Source organism: Pleionea sp. CnH1-48 (assembly GCF_024124665.1).
Lineage (GTDB): Bacteria > Pseudomonadota > Gammaproteobacteria > Enterobacterales > Kangiellaceae > JAMXSB01.
Genome location: NZ_JAMXSB010000007.1, coordinates 243,278 through 261,461, shown reverse-complemented (window position 1 = coordinate 261,461; position 18,184 = coordinate 243,278). Strand labels below are relative to the sequence as shown.

The following is an 18,184-nucleotide window of genomic DNA, read 5'->3' as shown; positions in this document are numbered from 1 at the left end:
ACGACTGCTATTGATGATGAAAAAGCGAGTTCTTATTTCGTGGAGTTCTGGCAAAGACAGCGCCTGGACTTTACATTTGCTGCAGCAAAGAGACGATGTAGAAGTGGTTGGTCTGGTAACGACGGTGGATGAGCAATCTCGCCAAGTCGCCATTCATTCGACACACGAAAGTTGGCTAGAAAAACAAGCCGAGTCGATTGGGTTGCCTCTGTATCGTACCTATCTACCCATGCGACCTGCTCATGATGTTTATGCACAGGGAATTGCCGATTTGATTGGGCAAACTCGACACCTGGAGGTGAGTCATTGGGCGATGGGTGATCTTTTTTTATCGGATATTCGAAAATATCGTGAAGCTTTATTTCATCAGTTTGGCATGCCGTTGTTATTCCCTCTATGGAAGTTAGATACCCATCAGTTAGCGTGCGAAATGATAAGTCAAAATCTAAAGACGACCATTGCTTCTGTCGATACGACACAGCTCGATGCAAGCTTTGCTGGCAGGAAATTTGATTTAGAATTTCTGGCTGAGCTACCCAGCTCTGTCGATCCTTGTGGCGAAAATGGCGAGTTTCATACCTTGGTAACGGATGGACCTATGTTTAAACAAAGTATCCCACTGCCTGATATTCATGTTGATTGCGATGATCGTTTTGCATTTTATTTTAATCGGGCCGTTGATTAATGGCAAGCGAGCTGCCACAAGAGATTGCAACCATTTATGGTGGCTTACACAAGATTGGTATTAATTGCTATGCCGTTGCCGATGGTCAGAATCATCAAGACGTTTTAGAGGGGTGTCAGTCTGTTATCGTGTTTGCTTCTGGTGGTGGGGCCCTGTGGCAATCTTTTTACAATCATCTCAGTTTGCATCGAAATTTTCTTAAGCAACACGAACATCCTCTCGACCAATTTATTAAAAATACTTTGTCGCAAGTCGATATTCCATCACCATCGCGCGTGTGGCGGCGTTGTTCAATGACCGATAAGGACTTTGTTGATTTCCGAATGTTGGCAGGTGTTGCCGCTCTGGGTTGGAAGAGCCCTACTGGGCTGCTTATCCACCCTGAATTTGGTTTGTGGATTGGACTTCGGTTAGCTTGCTTTACTAAAGAAAAAATAGCGCCTTCAACATTAAATGAACCCGCTCCCTGTAAAAAATGCAAACAAGAATGTATGAGTGCATGTCCAGCTTCTGCGATCAGTCATAACGGTTGGAACTATAAGGTCTGTTTTGATTATCACAAAAGCAGTACAGACTGCCATCAAGGTTGTAATGCGCGCGTCGCCTGCCCAGTAGGGCAGGCTCATGAATATCCCAAGCTGGCTCAATATTATCATCACAATAAAGTGATGGGACGCAAACAGTTAGCAAAGCAACTTGAGGCTAATGAAAGTGGTACGGTGGCTGATTGCGATGTGATGCCCTGGCAAAAAGACTAAGATTATTTTCTGCGGGCGAACTTAACAACTCCTAATTGGTGTTCTGAGCGATCAAAAATACAAAAGTAGGGATTCATAACGGGCAATCCTAAAATGGATTGTTCTGGCCAATTAGGCAGTTGGCTCAAAAATTTGAAAGAAATCAGTCCATGTTGTGGTGCATTAACCTGCCAATAATCTTGAGGCGTACAAGTGAGTGTGACGTCTTCGAATTCGCCTTCGAAGGTAAAGTAGATATTTGGCCACTCTTCGAGTTTTACTTGCTCCTGCGGAATGCCGTGTTCTTTTCCGTCAAAGTTTTTAAAAGGTGCCAGGCAATCAGCGAATGCGGCGTTTATTTGAGTAAAGCTCTCAATAATGTATTGATAAATGGAATGTTGCAGCACGGCCAGAGTGGTTCCGCTATCTATGATGGCATTGGTAAAAGCGGTATTGATATGGGCTTTATCTAATGGCGGTGCAACAAAATCGGCACAGCCTTCGACACGGACGTTTTTTAAATTGGCATTGTAATAAGTGTCATGAAGTATCTTTACGGCTGCGAAATCTCCCTCATAAAGCTCAGTATGTTCTTCACCGCTACCAATAATAAAAAAACCTTGATTAAGTGGGTCGGCCATTAAATCGGCTTCTTGTGCATTGTCATGAGTAATATGAATACTTGAGCGTTTGGTATAGAACGCAAATTTATTGGCGACTAGTTGATGTTCTTCAAGCTCGGTAAAGTAGGGAGTAATATCATGCTCGGGCTGTTGTTGTAGCAAATGTTTAAAGTCTCTAATATTTAACGCTTGCCCATCGAGCGGGAAAGGCCAAGGATAAGTATTAGCGGGATTTACCTCATTTTCTTTAAGGTATTCTTCCATGTTGTAGGCTTTGTTTAAATGATGATAAGCAAGTCCCCAAATGCCATCAACCGTCAGAAAGTTCTCTTGTTCTGAGGTCATAATCGCGATAGGCGCGTTGTTTAAGGGAATGTCTTCATCACCCGTATGAAGATCTAAAGTGGTATGAACAACTGGGCCTGCCCAGCCTCCCACACCATAAGTAACATCTTGAGCGTAAGTGGTTGGCGTCAGGTTTTGATCTTTTTGTGGATGATAAACTTCGTCATGAATGGCTAATGTGCTGCTGCCTGTGTCCAGTACAACGTAAGCCGGTTGTCTTTCACTACCCAGGTAGAGCTTTACACTATAATCGCCTTTGGCAAAGATATTGGTAATGGGAAGCTTTAACATTTTTTTCTGCTTAGTCGTCATGATCTCATTATCCTCAAGCCATAAAGTTGATTGTCTTTGAACCGAGTACTGTGCAAGGTTATAAAGATATGTTGACGAAAACAAGTGACTAAAATATCTGGAATTGAAATATTCGTTAACATTTTAGAGGTAGGGTGGCTGGATTTTTTGGAGATGAGTGTTGTAGTATGAGGTCAATTGTGAGCAAGGAGGCAAAGCATTGAAAGTTTTAAACGGGACCGCAAAAGGCATTCGGTTTTCATCTGAGTTGTTTGACGCAAGTCCTCTTACTAATCGTTCTCATTTTGCTGACTTTATGCTGGAGCAACACTTTGTTTGTTTGAAACCTGGTTGTCCGGTTGAGATGAATGAAGGTGACCATATAATTGTTGCAGGAAAAAATAAAGGGCGAGAGTTCGAAGCTTTGGCCTACAATAATTTGACGCAAAATGTTGTGTCGAGCCCACTTCCTGCAATTGCATACTTTATGCTATCTATCACGCTTATTTTTTGTGGTTTATTCTTTATTGGTTTAGGCGTTAATGTCTTATCATTTATGTTCAGTGTCGTTTTAATTGTGATTGGTATTTTGATAGGACGTAGTGCGTGGTTACGTTGGTGTGCTGTCAGAAAAGTAAATACTGATCGCCTGATTAAGTTAGGTGTAGTTGCCCGGGATTAGCTTGATACTCTCGAGGCGTTCTTCCCGTCCAGCGCTTAAAAGCTCGATTAAAAGCGCTTTGCTCCGAAAACTGTAATTGATGGGCTATTGCTACTAAATCGTCGGAAGCGCCATTAATCAGAGTGATTGCAAGTTCTTTGCGAATACTATCCCAGATAAAATTAAAACTGTAACCTTCCATCTTTAAGCAATGTTGTAACTGACGAGGGTTGACATCCAGTTTGGCCGCTATGACTTTTAGTTCAATATTGGTTGTTAAGTAATGTTCGTAGATACATTGATAAACTTTGTCATAATATTCATGGCTGGTTTTTATTTCTCTGAGCTTGCGGTTGGCTGATATCTGTAATGCTTGATTCGTCACCTTGTCTTGCAAAACAACAGGACGATCCATATCGGCCTTAGAAATTAACAACTCGCATTTTGATGCATGCATTTCGACAGGGCAGTTCCAAATCGATTGATAAATCTCAGCATGATTTCCATGATGGCTTAGTGACACTTTGATCGGGTTCATATCGTGTTGAACGATATATCGAGCAAAGTTAATCCAGCCAGCCAAAATAGCATCGATAACATGATAACTAAGGTGATTGATGGAAGTGTCTGGATGCCAGCAAATACTGTAGTTGTCTTCTCTCTCGAAGACCTTTGCTTGCCCAATGGTGCTAACCAATGCTTCATATTTCTGTAGTAGGTTCGCCGCTTGTAATAATGTGCTTGATGACAGTGTTAAGTAAGCCAGTAAAGAGAAAGAACGAGTGGAAGCTTGTTGACCAAATTCTAAACCAAAAAGCTTGTTACCACTGATTGTTGCACCAAGTTGCATCAACGACTGATGCTGTTCAAAAGAAACACGGTTGATCTCAAAGTTATCTCCTCCAGGGGTCAACGGATACTGCTGTTGAAGCTTTTCGACAGACAATGCCGTAGTCTTGCTTACATAATGCAGTAGCTCGTTAAAATAATAAGAAGATACAGATAGCAAATTGATTATCCGTGTAATCTGAGATGTCTCTAGAGTTAAAAATATTGCATCTCGTGTCAAGCATTTCACAGCCATATCGATAAAAATATAACAATGTGTGCCGTTTGGACTATGTTATGTCAGGTGTTATTGATAAAGTTTTAAACTATCGTTCGATTTATCGGGAAACCCGAATATCTAAAAGTTATAACGGGGAGCTACATGCAAAAATGGTTGTCGTTATCGCAACCAGCATTATGCTGTTGTCTTTGATTGGACTAGAACAACCCACTGTATGGCAGTTAATGACGATTCCTGTCACCTTTTTTTATGCCAATGTGATTGAGTATGCTGCACATCGTTGGGTTATGCATCGACGTATTTCGTGGTTGTCTCTGGTTTTCCGTCGTCATACTTTACAGCACCATCGTTTTTATACGTATAACAATATGCTGTTGCAGGAAAAAAGAGATCTTTGTGCCACTCTTTTTCCTTTGTCTTTAGTGCTGTTCTTTTTTATAGGTTTTGCTTTGCCAGGTGCCCTAGTTGTCAACTACCTATTTGGTCTTAATGTCGCCTGCTTTTTTATTTTTACGGCGTCCGCTTACTATTTGATGTATGAGGTGTTTCATACTTTATACCATATTGATTATCAAGGATGGATCACTCGACAATCCTGGTTTATCTCCATGAAGCAAAGGCACCAGCATCATCATGATGTTCGTATCATGCAACACTGTAATTTCAATATTACTTTTCCCATAACTGACTGGATAATGGGGACGCTATATCGAGACGAGAATCACTAATTTCCATCTGGAGGTTTGCTAACGGATATTTTTTGGTTATCATAAAGCGGTCTACTTAAGGCAAACCGACTCATTGATTAAGCTGTCCTGATGAAACTGTACTTTCTATTCACATTACTGTTACTTATTGTGGCTCAGCCAATGGTCGCTGCGGTTGATGTGCACCAGTTTCATCAAGAACCTAATCAGCATATTGTTCTCGATGAGCATGAGCTTGAATTAGATATTGCTCATGCAGAGTCTTTTTCTGACTTCTCAGATGCCGGAGACTGTGGGCATTGTTGCCACTGTCATGGAGGACAGCTTGCAGATTTATTCAATATTAGTTCTGCATCGATACCCATTGAATCCAATCAGTCTCTTATTCGTTATCTCAGTATTCTTCCTGATATCATACCTTCATCCCTTTATCGACCACCGATACTTTAAGTTCATTTTGCTGTTTGTATAAGCCGTCACTGCATTATCAAAAATAGATTAATGTATTGAACTCAGTGCTTATTTCATTCGGCTTTCATCACGTTTTTTGGGACTGTTGTTAATGAACAACAGAACTCGTCTCCTTTTTATTGGAAGCAAGTATTATGAACTTAAGAAAAGTATTCTTGAGCACGGCCTTGTGCTTTGCTGTAACAACCTTGTCTGCCAGTACGGAACTGCTAGAGTCGCAACTTTCGGATACCGAGAAACACAGCGAACAACATGAGCACCAAGCATCTTCTGAAACTGTAAATAAACACCATCATCAAGATAGAAAAGATACTCATAAACATAGTGAGTCAACGCATACTGAAAATCACGGCGATGAGCTATCCATCAAGCTAACACCGCAACAGATCACTTTAGCCAAGATAAAAATTCAGACTATAAAAGCAAAGCCTATCAGGTTTGCCCGTTATGCCCCTGGAGAATTGCAAACCAATGGATATACTTCGTTTATGGTTTCACCGCGTGTTGCCTCGATTGTTATTCGCCGTCACGTATCATTAGGTAACCATGTCAAAACCGGGCAGCCATTGGTCACTTTGTTTAGTGAATCTATTGCTCAGGCTCAAGGTGAGTATCGAGTGGCTTATAGTGAATGGAATCGACTAAAAAAATTGAGTAAAAACCTGCTCGAAGATAAACGTCGTATCGAGGCCCAGGTAGCTCTTGAGTCGTCACTTGGTAAATTAAAAGCTTTTGGCTTAAATGACAAAGCGATTAAAACTTTACAAACACGTCAAGCAGTTGCTTTAGGAGAGTACACCCTTTATGCAGAAACCGAAGGCGTTGTACTACGTGATAAATTTCATCAAGGACAAAGAGTCGAAGCCGGTGAGCCTCTATTTGAGCTCGCAGATGAGTCTCAGTTATGGGTAGAGGCTCGTTTGTCAGTCAATGAGAGATTAAACCTAACACCTGATACTAAAGTCTATATTCAAGTTCAGGGCCAAAGGTACTCTGCTCAGTTGGCACAAGAAGCTCATACCATTGATCCGGTGACGCGAACGCGAGTGATTCGACTAATTTTAAGCAACAAAGAACACTTGTTGCATCCAGGGATGTTTGTCGATGTATTTTTCGAGTCCAAAACAGACCGCCCGACAATTGTATTGCCAGAAACTGCTCTGATTCGCGGGAACGACGGACAATGGACGATTTACGTTGAAGAAGAACCTGGGCACTTTAGTGCAAAAGAGATAAAACTTGGCAGGACATTCGGTAACTTGAAGGAAGTCATTGGTATTCAGTCGAATACCCGTGTGGTTGTAGAAGGTGCCTTTTTTGTTGCATCTGAGCAGCAAAAAAATGGTTTTGACCCTCATAACCATTAATTGCTGATGGAGTCTATCTATGTTTAAGTTATGTATAAGAATGGCGACCAGCAAACCACTATTAGTAACCGCTATTTTATTGGTATTGATTGTGACTTCTTTTGTTACCATACCTAAACTCAATCTGGATGCTTTTCCTGATGTTACTAATGTTCAAGTGGTTATTAATACTGAGGCTCCTGGATTGGCAGCTGAAGAAGTTGAACAGTTAATTACTTTTCCGGTTGAGTCCGTCATGTACTCGCTTCCCAGTGTTGAAGAAGTTCGCTCTATTTCTAAAACCGGTTTATCGATTATTACGGTTGTATTTAAAGAAGGAACCGACATTTATTTTGCCCGGCAGCTTGCTTTTGAAAAGCTACAATCTGCTAAGGAGTTGATTCCTGGTGGTGTTGGTAATCCAGTGTTAGGTCCAGATACATCTGGACTTGGTCAGATCTATCAATACTTGTTAGTGGCAGAGCCTAACAGTGATTTTGATACTATGGCTCTTCGTAGTCTCAATGATTGGGTTGTGAAAATATTGTTAATGCCAGTTGATGGAGTCACGGATGTTTTATCTTTTGGCGGAGAAGTAAAGCAATATCAAGTGAACCTAGACCCATCGAGGTTATTAGCGTTAGGGCTGACTATCGAGGACATTGTCACTGCGCTAGAAGACAATAATCAAAATGCCGGCGGCTGGTATGTTAATCGTGGGCAAGAACAATTAGTTATCCGCGGTGTTGGTTGGTTATCAAGCGAGAAACTAGGCATTGAAGAGATAAAACAGATCCCGGTAAAAATTACTAACGGTGCTGTTGTGACTCTGTCTGATGTGGCCAATGTCAATTATGGCAGCGAAATAAGACAAGGTGCTGTCTCTATGACTCAACGTAATGCTGAGGGTGATGCGACTGCACTAGGAGAAGTCGTTACTGGTATTGTATTAAAACGCATGGGGGCGAACACCAAACAAACGATAGATGGTATCAATCAACGTGTTGAACTCATTAATCAAGCGCTACCTGAAGGCGTACGATTTGAAGCGTTTTATGATCAAGCTGATTTGATATCAAAGGCGATAGAAACGGTTAGTGACGCTCTCATTTTTGCTTTTGTCATTATTATTGTTGTGTTGGCACTTTTCTTGATGAATCTACGGGCGACTTTACTCGTTGTTCTTTCTGTGCCTATTTCTATAGCCATGGCACTCATGATGATGAGTATACTGGATATCTCTGCCAACCTAATGTCATTAGGTGGAATGGCGGTAGCAATAGGCATGTTGGTCGATAGTTCTGTTGTTATGGTTGAGAATATTATCAGGCGTCTATCTTATAAAGAAGAATTGAACTCTACTAAAGAACTCATACAAACTGCTTGTTTACAAGTTGCGCGGCCAGTCTTTTTTGCAACCAGCATTATTTTGGTGGTTTTTCTTCCTCTTTATAGTTTTGAAGGTGTTGAAGCGAAGCTTTTCCAACCGATGGCGACCAGTATCATTCTTGCGGTTATCTCTGCGTTGATAGTCGCGCTAGTGTTTGTTCCAGCGCTGGCCGTTATCTTATTTCGCAAAGGTACAAGAGTCAGCGAAAGTAAATGGACGCTTTCAATTCAGTCTTTTTATAAAACACAATTACAAAAGGCGCTTACGAAACCAGGTTGGGTATTGTCATCATCATTACTTTTATTTGTTATTGCCCTGTGGTTGCTATCTCGTATTGGTACTGAGTTTGTTCCAGAGTTAGAAGAAGGAACTCTTAATATTCGAGTAACACTGGCTCCTACTAGCAGTTTGGAAACGGCTATAGACGTCGCTCCCAAGTTAGAAGCTATATTGATGGAGTTTCCTGAAGTCAACTATGCTCTCAGTCGAGTTGGGCGCGCAGAAATAGGCGGTGATCCAGAGCCTGTCAGCAATATAGAGATTTATTTAGGGATGAAACCTGTTAGTGAATGGACGAGTGCTTCAAATCGCTACGAGTTACAGAAAAAAATGCAGCAAAAGCTATCCTCGTATCCTGGTTTGTTATTCAATTTTTCTCAGCCTATTGCTACTCGTGTTGATGAGTTGCTTTCTGGAGTTAAAGCTCAGTTGGCTATTAAATTATTTGGACCCGACTTAGATCTGCTTGCTAGGAACGGAAAAGCCATTGAACAGCTTGTTAAATCTGTTCCAGGTACTCGGGATGTAGCGTTAGAGGCGATTTCTGGTGAAGCACAGTTAACTGTACGCCCCGACCGACGTCAATTGTCACGCTTTGGTCTTTCAGTTAAAGATTTGATGGAACTGATAAAAGTCGGTTTAGGTGGTGAGGCAGTTGGTCAAATCATTAAGGGAAACGAACGCTATGACGTCTATGTTCGATATGCAAAAAACTTTCGAGATAGTGCTGAAAAAATTGCTAACTTGCGATTGCTGACACCTTCTGGAGCATGGGTGTTAGTTGATGATGTTGCCGACATTAAAATTGAAACCGGGCCTCCTCAAATTCGTCGTGATGATGTTCAGCGCAGAGTGGTCGTCCAAGCAAATGTTGATGGACGTGATATGGGCAGTGTTGTGGCGGATATTAAATATCGTATTGATCAAAACCTAAAGTTGCCAACGGGCTATTCGGTTGAGATTGGTGGTCAGTTCAAGAATCAGCAAAGGGCTCAACAACGACTTATGATTGTTGTTCCTATCGTATTAATGCTCATTGCATTGTTACTCTACTTTGCTTTTAACTCAATTGCTCAGGCTACGTTGATTTTAGTCAATATTCCTCTTGCAACTATTGGCGGTATTATCTCTCTTTATGTCTCCGATCTTTATCTTTCTGTGCCCAGTTCGATTGGATTTATTACTCTATTTGGTATTGCTGTATTGAATGGCGTGGTCATGGTGGAAAGTATCAATCAAAGACGTGACGCTACTGCTGATATGCAAGAAGCCATTATCGAAGGAGCGGTGTCAAGATTAAGACCTGTGTTGATGACCGCGATAACATCCGCTTCGGGCCTTATTCCCATTTTATTGTCGAGCGGTATTGGCTCAGAAATACAACGTCCATTAGCTGCTGTTATTGTTGGAGGTATTGTCACTTCAACTTTGTTAACCTTGTTAGTTTTGCCAGTGTTATACCGGAAGTTTTCGAAAGCTCGTTAGGAAAAAGCATCGAGAGCGATGCTCTCGATGCTAGGCTTTATTTTTCTCCGTAGGGGATCCGATGAATCATCGCATATAAGACGGGTACGATAATCAAAGTTAATATCGTGGCAAATCCTAAACCAAACATAATGGTAACGGCCATGGATTTAAAGAACACATCAAATAAGAGTGGGATCATGCCCAGAATGGTTGTGATGGCTGCCATGGATACAGGACGAACACGGCTGACTCCAGAATCAACGACGGCCTGGTAAGGTTGTTTGCCACCATCAAGCTCCAGATTGATCTGATCAACCAATACAATACCATTTTTAATCAGCATGCCCGACAAGCTCAGTAATCCCAGTAGCGCCATAAAACTGAACGAGGCGTTCATGATTAACAAGCCAAAGGCTACCCCGATAACAGCCAGTGGAACCGTTGCCCAAATGACTAATGGCGCGCGTATGGCGTTAAATAATAAGACGGTGATCAAAAACATGGTTAGATAACCTAGAGGCAAAGAGCCAAAGATAGCTTTTTGTGCTTTTGAAGATGATTCAAACTCACCACCCCACTCTAGAGTGTATCCATGAGGCAAAGGAATGGCTTCGATTTTCGGACGCACACGTTGGAACAGCTTAGCTGCAGTTTCATCACCGAGCACATCATGATCAGCCATAACCGTCAAAGTTCTTTTTCGATCACGGCGCATGATAAGAGAATCTTCCCACTCAGTGATAAATCCATCAACAACCTGAGTGATCGGAACATAAACTTTCATTGCCGGACTATAGATTTGTAGTCCTGAAAGACTATCGACGTTCAGGCGTTCTTTTTCAGGGAGCCGCGCTACGATTGGCAGTAGGTGGGTTCCATCGCGATAAAGTCCAACATGCATACCTGTAAAGCTACTTAATAACAGTGTGTCGAGATCGGATTTGCTAATACCCAATCGTCGAGCAATTGCTTCATTAAATTGCGGACGAATAATTTTACTGCGCTGGCGCCAGTTGTCTCGGATATTAAAAGCTTTAGGATCTTCGGCAAGAATGGCTTTGGCTTTTAATGACAGCTCTCTCAGTACATCTGGATCTGGGCCAATAAAACGTGCTTCGATCTTGGCATCCGTGGATGGTCCTATTTCCATGCGTTTAAGTTTCACTTCGGCGTTTAGCATGTTTTTATTGGCATAGTCTCTAAGGTCACCCATCACTGATTGCAGATCGTCACGTTCTTTGACTCTAACAATGAGTTGCCCATAGGAAGCATACGCTCGCTTTGGCGCATAAGTTAGCATAAAACGTGGTGCGCCTTGTCCGACAGTGGAGGTGACGTTAGTCACTTTATCATTCTTTGCCAGGTAGCTTTGTAGCTGCTCAATATCTTTTTGTGTCTCTCTGATATCTGAGCCTTGGTAGCGCCAATAATCAAGGTAAAACATGGGCGTGTTAGAAGCTGGAAAAAAAGACTGTTTTACTTGTCCAAAGGCCATTAAGGCTACAACAAGCAGGCCAATCATTGACAGCAAAGTTAACCAGCGGAAGCGCATACAAAAGTCGAGCAGTTTTTTGTAGTAAACGAAAAGAACACCTTGATAGGGATCATTGTCTGCAGTTGAGCCGGAAGCTATTTCTTCTTTAAACATTAAGCTAGCGAAGAAAGGCGTTAATGTAATAGCGGTCACCCAGCTTAGGAGTAATGAAATCAGCAAGACATAAAATAAGCTGCCAGCAAATTCACCTGTTGCATCGGAAGAAAGACCAATCGGTGCGAAGGCTGTAATAGCAATGATGGTTGCGCCTAATAACGGCCATCGAGTTTGTTGGACGATATCAACAGCAGCTTTAAGGCGCGTTTTTCCTTGCTTAAGGCCGATGAGTATCCCTTCGGTTATGACGATGGCATTATCAACCAGCATACCTAAGGCAATGATTAGTGCTCCTAGTGAGATTCTTTGCAGATCGATGGCGTAAAGCTTCATAAAGATAAAGCTGCCGAGTACGGTAAGAAGCAATATTAATCCGATCAAAACGCCGCTACGTAAACCCATAAAGATGAGTAGAACGACAATAACGATCACGACCGCTTCAGCCAGACTGATGATAAAACTACTAACCGAATTATTGACTTCGTTAGGCTGGTTATAAACGGTGCTAATTTCCATGCCTATGGGTCGTTGGTATTCTATTTCCTGGAGTCGTTGATTAATTTTGTCACCAATATCAACTACATTAACACCAGAAGAAAAAGAAACACCCAGAAGCAAAGCCTGTTTGCCATTGTAATTAATAATATTCTGCGGGACTTCCTGGTAGCTTTTGTGAACACTGGCTACGTCGCCGAGGTAAACCAGTTTGGAAGCGCCGGGTTGAGAGATCAATAGATTCTCCAGCTCATCCACACTTTTGAATTCACCGGTTGGATGAAAGCGGATGGATTCGCTGCCCACTTTAATACGACCAGCATTTGAGACACTATTTTGAGTCTCCAATAGCTGAAAAATATGAGAAAGCGGAATGCCTAACGCAGAGAGTTTGTGGCTGGCTATTTCTACAACCACTTGCGCTTGTTGCTCGCCCGCAACGGAAACTTTGCCAACACCATTGACTAAGACCAACTCTCGACGTAAGTAGTCGACATAATCTCTCAGTTCATCATAAGAATAACCCTCACCAGTGACCGACAGCAGAATTCCATAAACATCGCCAAAGTCATCCATGATGCTGGAAGGTTGTACGCCTGAAGGTAGTTTGTTTTGCAGGTCGTTAACCTTGCGCCTAAGTTCATCCCAAATTTGTCGCAGATCTTCCTTGCGGTAAGTACTTTTCATATCGACGGTAATTTGCGACAACCCTGGCGACGAAATGGAAGTCACATGATCGACATAAGGAAGTTGTTGTAAGGCATTTTCGATAGGATAAGTAACTTCTTCTTCAACCTGCTGCGGACTGGCTCCTGGATAAGCGGTAATGATGATGGCTTGTTTTAATGTAAATTCAGGATCTTCTAGCTGCCCTAAACCAAAATAAGAAGCGACTCCACCAATGAGCAAGATCAGAGTCAGCATCCAGCTGATAACTTTTTTCTCAATAGAAGCTTGTGCCAGATTCATTATAGGCCTCGCTCTCTAGACCAAGGACGTATTTTCATACCTTCTGACAAATAATGTACTCCGGCGGTGACGATTTCGTCTCCCGAGTTGAGTCCTTCAAGTATCTCAATGCCTTCGGAGTGAATTTCTCCTACTTTTACTTTAAGTCTACTAACGGTTTGTGTTTCAGGATCAAATTTCCAGACAAATCGCTCATCACTTTGCAGTTGTATGTCTTCAGGTGAAAACACAGCATCCACAGGAAGCGTAAAGAGGTTTTGTCCAAAGTCAGTGATTTTACTGAGGTCCATATAAACTTTGGCGGTCATACCCGGAAACACATTAAACCCTTCGGGTACCGGCAGAGAAAATACGACTTTATAAGTGAGTGTTGCGGCATCCGCTTGTGTGTCCCATTCTTTAACTTTTATTTCATAAGATTTCTCAGGGAAAGCATCGAATCTAACGGTAGGTTTGTATCCAGTGCCTTTTTTGATATGCGCAACCAGTCGCTCTGGAAGTTGTATGGATACATCAATAATTTCGCGGCTTTGGATTCTCAGAATGTTTTGCTTAGCTTGAATGTTTTCATGATTTTTTATGTACACTTTCGATATGGTGCCGTTGTAAGGCGCTCTTAACTCGGTATAAGCCAAGTCGGTTTCTGCTTTCTTTAAGTTCGACTCTGCAATGAGTAGATTGGCTTTTGCTTCGTCATAATTTGATTGAGAGGATAAGTTTTTGCTAACCAATGCCTCAGCGCGTTGGAACTGAGAGATCGCCAGTTGATGTCGAGCAGTGCGGTCATCAAGCTGAAGTTGAAAATCTTCTGGGTCAAGCTTGGCAAGCAATTGTCCTTGTTTAACTTCCTGTCCGGCTTTTACGACGAAGTTTTGTAGTTCTCCACTGACTCGAAATGCCAAATTCGATCCGACATTGGCTTCAACCTGAGCTGGAAAAGTGCGAATCAACTGCTCTGAGGCATCGGTGACTTGAGTGATTTTGGCTGGACGGATGACCTCCTGCTGAGCGGCTTGCTGGGGGGAATCACAGCCAGTAAGCGGTAACAGAAGGATGGTAGTAATCAGAATTAGTGGATAACGAGCGATCATAATAATCTCAATTCAAATAAACGTACATTTGCAGAATAGTATAGCTGGCGACATCTAAGCGTGGAGGGCTTGCTCGAGGAGACGTCAAGAAGTAAGTGCTTGCATCGTCTAAACAGAGAAACTCCACGTTATTGGTGGGCAGAATAATCTCATCAGTGTTAAAATAAAATTTATATTATTTTTAAATCTTGTTAAATATTATTTATGACTCTGGAGCAATTACGCATTTTGCAGCAAATTGTTGAGCTGGGCAGTCTGAAACGAGCCGCTGAGGCATTACATAAGACTCAACCTGCTTTGTCGATGGCTATCCGTAAAATGGAAGATGAGTTTGGCTTCCAGATCCTGGATCGATCCCAGTATCGATTGCAGCTAACCTCACGAGGTAAGACATTTTATCGTCAGAGTTTGAGTGTATTGGAACAAAGCGAGTATTTGAAATCCCTGGGTCGACAATTAGCACAAGGTGATGAGCCTTTATTTCGTTTAAGTTACGAGCATGTGTGTCCTGTTGATCTGGTGATGAGGCCTATGTGTGAGGCGCAAAAACGATTTCAGGCCACTGAGTTTCGTATCCGAGGGGGAGTCCGGTTTACTTCTCTTAAACAGATTAACGAGGATGAAGCTGATCTGGGCATTGGCCCCTGGTTTCACTTATTTCACTCATTAGGTGACCTGGAAACGCTTCCGCTTATGTCATTTAATATTGTGTTGGTTGCTTCTCCATCGTTGATTGATGTTAAGAAAATCAAAAGAGCAGATGATCTACGCCATATTCCCGTTGCCTCGATCATGGAAACAGAATTCAGTTTTGATAATGAGCGACTGACCAGTTATCAAAATTGTGTTCAACATTTTAAGACTCGAGATATTATTACGTTAAAGGCACTGCTTAAATCGGGTATTGGGTGGGGACTGATCTCTCGTCATGAAATAGAAGATGAATTGAAATCTGGTGAACTGCAAAGAATTATTCTGGACGATACCGAAAGTGAATTTAGTGGAGAAGTTAGAGCATTTCGGCGTAAAGATAAACGCCATGGAGCTGTTGCTCAGTATTTATGGGAGCAGTATAAAATGATAGGAAATGAAAAGCGTTAAGCATCAGAACTTAACGCTTATTTCTATTACTCACAAACGGGACGGTTCATCTGGCATTGACTTCTGCCACCGGCTTTTTCACACTTTTGAATTGCTTTAGCTCGGGCTTCTATCTTTTTTGTTGCCTTACCGATAAAAGTACCTTTTGACATGGTGCTGACAGTACAGACAAATTCTTCCTTTGGTGGATGATACCGTGAAGGTCGATCGTGAGACAGTTTGATTAAGTCTGATGACATTTTCTCAACTTCACCTTCTAGTTGAGCAACCCGGTTAATTAACTTCTGATTCTGACGAAGAAGCTTATCAATTTTCTCTTCAAGTTTATAAAAATCATGACGACTTATACTATCCCTATCATGAGCTGATACATAAGTTGTTGATAAAGAAATTACTAAAATACAGATAAGGGCTTTCATAGATATGTATCCTGTTTCCATTTGGTGTGAAAATAATAACTGAATAATCATCTAGCATGAAGCCAGTAAAAGACTTATTTTTAAAGAATATTTTAAGAATGAAGTCTCTGATTAAGTGACTATTCAGCAAATTATTTTATTCGCCTAAAAAACATTCATAAAGCTAGAGTTTGGTACTTTCAAGTTTGAAATCAAGAGCATAAGATACTCCTTTCATACTCTATAAGGAGTAACCTTTCCTTTATACATCTACAGCGAGTATGTTATAACATGACCAAGTTTCTCATAGCGATATTGGTTCTCATGATGGCTAAAATTCATTCCGTATTAATAACAGGATGTTCTACAGGTATTGGGCTGGATAGTGCTTTGACACTTCATAAAAGAGGTTATCAAGTTTTTGCAACAGCAAGAAAAGCAGAAGATGTTGAAGAGCTAAAACAACAAGGATTAAATGCTTATCAATTAGATGTTACCGACTTCGATATGATGGCACGGGTGGTTGAAGAAATCTTACAGCAGACTCAGGGAGAACTGCATGCGGTTTTTCATAATGGTGCCTATGGACAGCCAGGAGCGGTGGAAGATTTACCAACAGGAGTATTAAAAGAGCAGTTTGAAACTAATGTTTTCGGTTGGCATGAGCTTACTCGTCTGGTGTTACCAGTGATGAGAAAACAAGGGTTCGGACGTATTATTTATAACAGCTCTGTGCTGGGCTTTGTATGTATGCCTTTTCGTGGTGCTTACAATGCCAGCAAATTTGCGCTGGAGGGGTTGGTTGATACCTTAAGGTTAGAGCTTATGGATATCGATATTCATGTTAGTTTGATCGAGCCAGGCCCTATTAAGACCCAATTTCGAGCGAATGCTTTAGCGAAGTTCAAGCAGCATATCGATATTGAAGGCTCAGTTCATGCTGCCGACTATCAGTTGCAACTGGAACGTTTAGGTAAACCCGATATTGCTGCACAGTTTACTTTGGAGCCTTCTAGTGTGACCAAGAAGTTGATTCACGCTTTAGAGAGTTCTAATCCTAAAGCTCGTTATCGAGTGACTTTTCCAACTCATTTGTTTGCAATATTAAAACGCCTGCTTCCTACTCGTTGGCTCGATTCTCTCTTAGCTAAAGGTTAAAGTTTATTTTTTACTCTTAGAAGATAGTCAAATACAACATCTTGTTTAGGGTGTTGCTTTATCCATTCTGCGAAGTCTTTCGTTTTATTAAAGTCATCGCCTAGAAGCTGTTGAAATTTGCCATCAATGGATTGTTGTGCAATCGTTTTTTTAATGTTGACTTGCCAGGGCTCAGAGATGATTTCGGGTATTTTATCTTCGAGACCAAGTTTAGCGAGTATATGCCACTCGCCGCCATCAAACCAGATGCTGCTGCAATGATTGCAGACATCGAGGCGATTGTCCGTTTCATGACTGATTCGATACTTTGCCATAAATTTATCGCAACGAGGGCAATGCACAGCATTAGATGTGTCTTCGATCACCTTGATGCTTGATTTAGCTTCAACACTTTGTGGATTTGAGTCACGCCACATTCGATAATTTAATATGTCAATTAAATAACCTTCACATGCTAAGCAGTGATAGGCAGGAAAGCTATCGGTAAGTTTGACCGGTCGCAAGTAACTTTCAACACAACTAGGACATTGCATTATGATATTCCTTTATTCAAGAAAGGCACTCGGATAAGTTTACCCGAGTGCCTTTAATAGACTGTCAGAAAGAGCAGTTTGGTACTTAGGTGATCGCTGATTACTCCAGATTAGCAAGCTGTTGTGAAGTACAGTTTTTTGTTTTTTCAAAAGCATCGTCACCATCACTTTGTGCACACTGCTCAAGTGAGCTGTATAAGTTCACTATGTGCGTGTCGCCAATGATATCATTTTCACATTCATAAGTATAAACAGCACCAATGATGCTGCCGTTAACTGGCTTTCCTTTGAATCCGTTGTAATCTCTAGAGACATATTTCAAATAAGATGAGAGCGATTTTTTTCTTAGCTCACGATTGAGTAACTCCGTTCTAATGAGTTTCGCATCTGTTCGTTTTATCTTTTTGTTCTTTGCTTCGGCATTGATCTTTACTTTTTGCCACTTTGCTTCCGCGTTTTCTACCGCTGTCGCAATATCACTGCCAAACTCCGTGCACTCCGATGCCCCCGCATTTAATGTTATCGCAAAAGCAATAATCGCCATTAGATTTTTCATAACTTTTTCCTTCTCTTAAGCGGCATAATTTATTCTGTTGGAATGCTCACATAGCTCTTATGATGTTCACATTCGTTCTGATTTCTTTTAGTAAACGTTCAAGCGGCCTAAATAGTCCCGAAATAGCATAAGTTATTTCAATTATTTTTATTTTGTGCGCT

The 18,184-nt window shown here is 41.5% G+C and carries 16 protein-coding genes; 9 read left to right on the top strand and 7 right to left on the bottom strand.

Features of this window, described 5'->3' with window-relative positions; all coding sequences use genetic code 11:
• Positions 1-13 precede the first annotated feature (13 nt).
• Complete coding sequence (locus NH399_RS13115; protein ID WP_253040741.1) at positions 14-685, top strand: diphthine--ammonia ligase; 672 nt, start codon at positions 14-16, stop codon at positions 683-685.
• Entirely contained in the window at positions 685-1,443 is a 759-nt protein-coding gene (locus NH399_RS13110; protein WP_253040738.1) for a hypothetical protein, read from the top strand. The genes NH399_RS13115 and NH399_RS13110 overlap by 1 nt, the downstream gene beginning before the upstream one ends.
• A gap of 2 nt (positions 1,444-1,445) precedes the next feature.
• Here NH399_RS13110 and NH399_RS13105 read toward each other — a convergent pair whose 3' ends face one another.
• Entirely contained in the window at positions 1,446-2,702 is a 1,257-nt protein-coding gene (locus NH399_RS13105; RefSeq protein WP_253040736.1) for a pepsin-like aspartic protease, read from the bottom strand.
• Between the two features lie 199 nt (positions 2,703-2,901).
• On the opposite strand from NH399_RS13105, the gene NH399_RS13100 reads away from it, so the two are divergent.
• Entirely contained in the window at positions 2,902-3,363 is a 462-nt protein-coding gene (locus NH399_RS13100) for a hypothetical protein (RefSeq protein WP_253040734.1), read from the top strand.
• Here NH399_RS13100 and NH399_RS13095 read toward each other — a convergent pair.
• Positions 3,335-4,351: an AraC family transcriptional regulator gene (locus NH399_RS13095; protein WP_253040732.1), complete on the bottom strand. Its 1,017-nt coding sequence runs from the start codon at positions 4,349-4,351 to the stop codon at positions 3,335-3,337. The genes NH399_RS13100 and NH399_RS13095 overlap by 29 nt on opposite strands.
• 116 nt (positions 4,352-4,467) lie before the next feature.
• Between NH399_RS13095 and NH399_RS13090 the strand changes: the two genes are divergently transcribed.
• The 4 genes from NH399_RS13090 to NH399_RS13075 all read left to right on the top strand — a co-directional run bounded on the left by NH399_RS13090 (position 4,468) and on the right by NH399_RS13075 (position 10,089).
• Entirely contained in the window at positions 4,468-5,139 is a 672-nt protein-coding gene (locus NH399_RS13090; RefSeq protein WP_253040730.1) for a sterol desaturase family protein, read from the top strand.
• A 90-nt stretch (positions 5,140-5,229) separates the two neighbouring features.
• A complete protein-coding gene (locus tag NH399_RS13085; RefSeq protein WP_253040728.1) occupies positions 5,230-5,568 on the top strand; it encodes a hypothetical protein in 339 nt (112 codons plus the stop codon).
• A gap of 155 nt (positions 5,569-5,723) precedes the next feature.
• A complete protein-coding gene (locus tag NH399_RS13080) occupies positions 5,724-6,956 on the top strand; it encodes an efflux RND transporter periplasmic adaptor subunit (RefSeq protein ID WP_253040726.1) in 1,233 nt (410 codons plus the stop codon).
• A gap of 19 nt (positions 6,957-6,975) precedes the next feature.
• Positions 6,976-10,089 (top strand): efflux RND transporter permease subunit, encoded by a 3,114-nt coding sequence (locus tag NH399_RS13075; RefSeq protein WP_253040724.1) that lies wholly within the window; start codon positions 6,976-6,978, stop codon positions 10,087-10,089.
• Positions 10,090-10,126: 37 nt separating this feature from the next.
• On the opposite strand, the gene NH399_RS13070 is transcribed toward NH399_RS13075, so the two are convergent.
• Positions 10,127-13,186: an efflux RND transporter permease subunit gene (locus NH399_RS13070; protein WP_253040722.1), complete on the bottom strand. Its 3,060-nt coding sequence runs from the start codon at positions 13,184-13,186 to the stop codon at positions 10,127-10,129.
• Positions 13,186-14,277 carry an efflux RND transporter periplasmic adaptor subunit gene (locus tag NH399_RS13065; protein ID WP_253040720.1) on the bottom strand — a complete coding sequence of 364 codons (1,092 nt, stop codon included), beginning with the start codon at positions 14,275-14,277 and terminating at the stop codon, positions 13,186-13,188. Before NH399_RS13065 ends, NH399_RS13070 begins: the two co-directional genes overlap by 1 nt.
• Before the next feature lie 204 nt (positions 14,278-14,481).
• Here NH399_RS13065 and NH399_RS13060 point away from each other — a divergent pair, with 204 nt between their 5' ends.
• Positions 14,482-15,378 (top strand): LysR family transcriptional regulator, encoded by an 897-nt coding sequence (locus NH399_RS13060; protein ID WP_253040718.1) that lies wholly within the window; start codon positions 14,482-14,484, stop codon positions 15,376-15,378.
• Positions 15,379-15,404: 26 nt separating this feature from the next.
• Here NH399_RS13060 and NH399_RS13055 read toward each other — a convergent pair whose 3' ends face one another.
• A complete protein-coding gene (locus tag NH399_RS13055) occupies positions 15,405-15,797 on the bottom strand; it encodes a hypothetical protein (RefSeq protein WP_253040716.1) in 393 nt (130 codons plus the stop codon).
• Positions 15,798-16,067: 270 nt separating this feature from the next.
• Here NH399_RS13055 and NH399_RS13050 point away from each other — a divergent pair, with 270 nt between their 5' ends.
• Entirely contained in the window at positions 16,068-16,934 is an 867-nt protein-coding gene (locus NH399_RS13050) for an SDR family oxidoreductase (protein WP_253040714.1), read from the top strand.
• On the opposite strand, the gene NH399_RS13045 is transcribed toward NH399_RS13050, so the two are convergent.
• Together NH399_RS13045 and NH399_RS13040 are read right to left on the bottom strand one after the other, a co-directional pair.
• Positions 16,931-17,467, bottom strand: coding sequence for a zf-TFIIB domain-containing protein (locus NH399_RS13045; RefSeq protein WP_253040712.1), 537 nt, complete (start codon positions 17,465-17,467; stop codon positions 16,931-16,933). The genes NH399_RS13050 and NH399_RS13045 overlap by 4 nt on opposite strands.
• A 100-nt stretch (positions 17,468-17,567) precedes the next feature.
• Positions 17,568-18,023 (bottom strand): hypothetical protein, encoded by a 456-nt coding sequence (locus NH399_RS13040; protein ID WP_253040710.1) that lies wholly within the window; start codon positions 18,021-18,023, stop codon positions 17,568-17,570.
• Positions 18,024-18,184: the final 161 nt, after the last annotated feature.

Bases quoted from the DNA above. Each gene is read 5' to 3' on its own strand.
- NH399_RS13070 (WP_253040722.1), bottom strand. From the start codon at position 13,186: ATGAATCTGGCACAAGCTTCTATTGAGAAAAAAGTTATCAGCTGGATG.
- NH399_RS13040 (WP_253040710.1), bottom strand. From the start codon at position 18,023: ATGAAAAATCTAATGGCGATTATTGCTTTTGCGATAACATTAAATGCG.
- NH399_RS13105 (WP_253040736.1), bottom strand. From the start codon at position 2,702: ATGACGACTAAGCAGAAAAAAATGTTAAAGCTTCCCATTACCAATATC.
- NH399_RS13080 (WP_253040726.1), top strand. From the start codon at position 5,724: ATGAACTTAAGAAAAGTATTCTTGAGCACGGCCTTGTGCTTTGCTGTA.
- NH399_RS13110 (WP_253040738.1), top strand. From the start codon at position 685: ATGGCAAGCGAGCTGCCACAAGAGATTGCAACCATTTATGGTGGCTTA.
- NH399_RS13115 (WP_253040741.1), top strand. From the start codon at position 14: ATGATGAAAAAGCGAGTTCTTATTTCGTGGAGTTCTGGCAAAGACAGC.
- NH399_RS13060 (WP_253040718.1), top strand. From the start codon at position 14,482: ATGACTCTGGAGCAATTACGCATTTTGCAGCAAATTGTTGAGCTGGGC.
- NH399_RS13075 (WP_253040724.1), top strand. From the start codon at position 6,976: ATGTTTAAGTTATGTATAAGAATGGCGACCAGCAAACCACTATTAGTA.
- NH399_RS13050 (WP_253040714.1), top strand. From the start codon at position 16,068: ATGACCAAGTTTCTCATAGCGATATTGGTTCTCATGATGGCTAAAATT.
- NH399_RS13045 (WP_253040712.1), bottom strand. From the start codon at position 17,467: ATGCAATGTCCTAGTTGTGTTGAAAGTTACTTGCGACCGGTCAAACTT.
- NH399_RS13055 (WP_253040716.1), bottom strand. From the start codon at position 15,797: ATGAAAGCCCTTATCTGTATTTTAGTAATTTCTTTATCAACAACTTAT.
- NH399_RS13065 (WP_253040720.1), bottom strand. From the start codon at position 14,277: ATGATCGCTCGTTATCCACTAATTCTGATTACTACCATCCTTCTGTTA.
- NH399_RS13090 (WP_253040730.1), top strand. From the start codon at position 4,468: ATGTCAGGTGTTATTGATAAAGTTTTAAACTATCGTTCGATTTATCGG.
- NH399_RS13085 (WP_253040728.1), top strand. From the start codon at position 5,230: ATGAAACTGTACTTTCTATTCACATTACTGTTACTTATTGTGGCTCAG.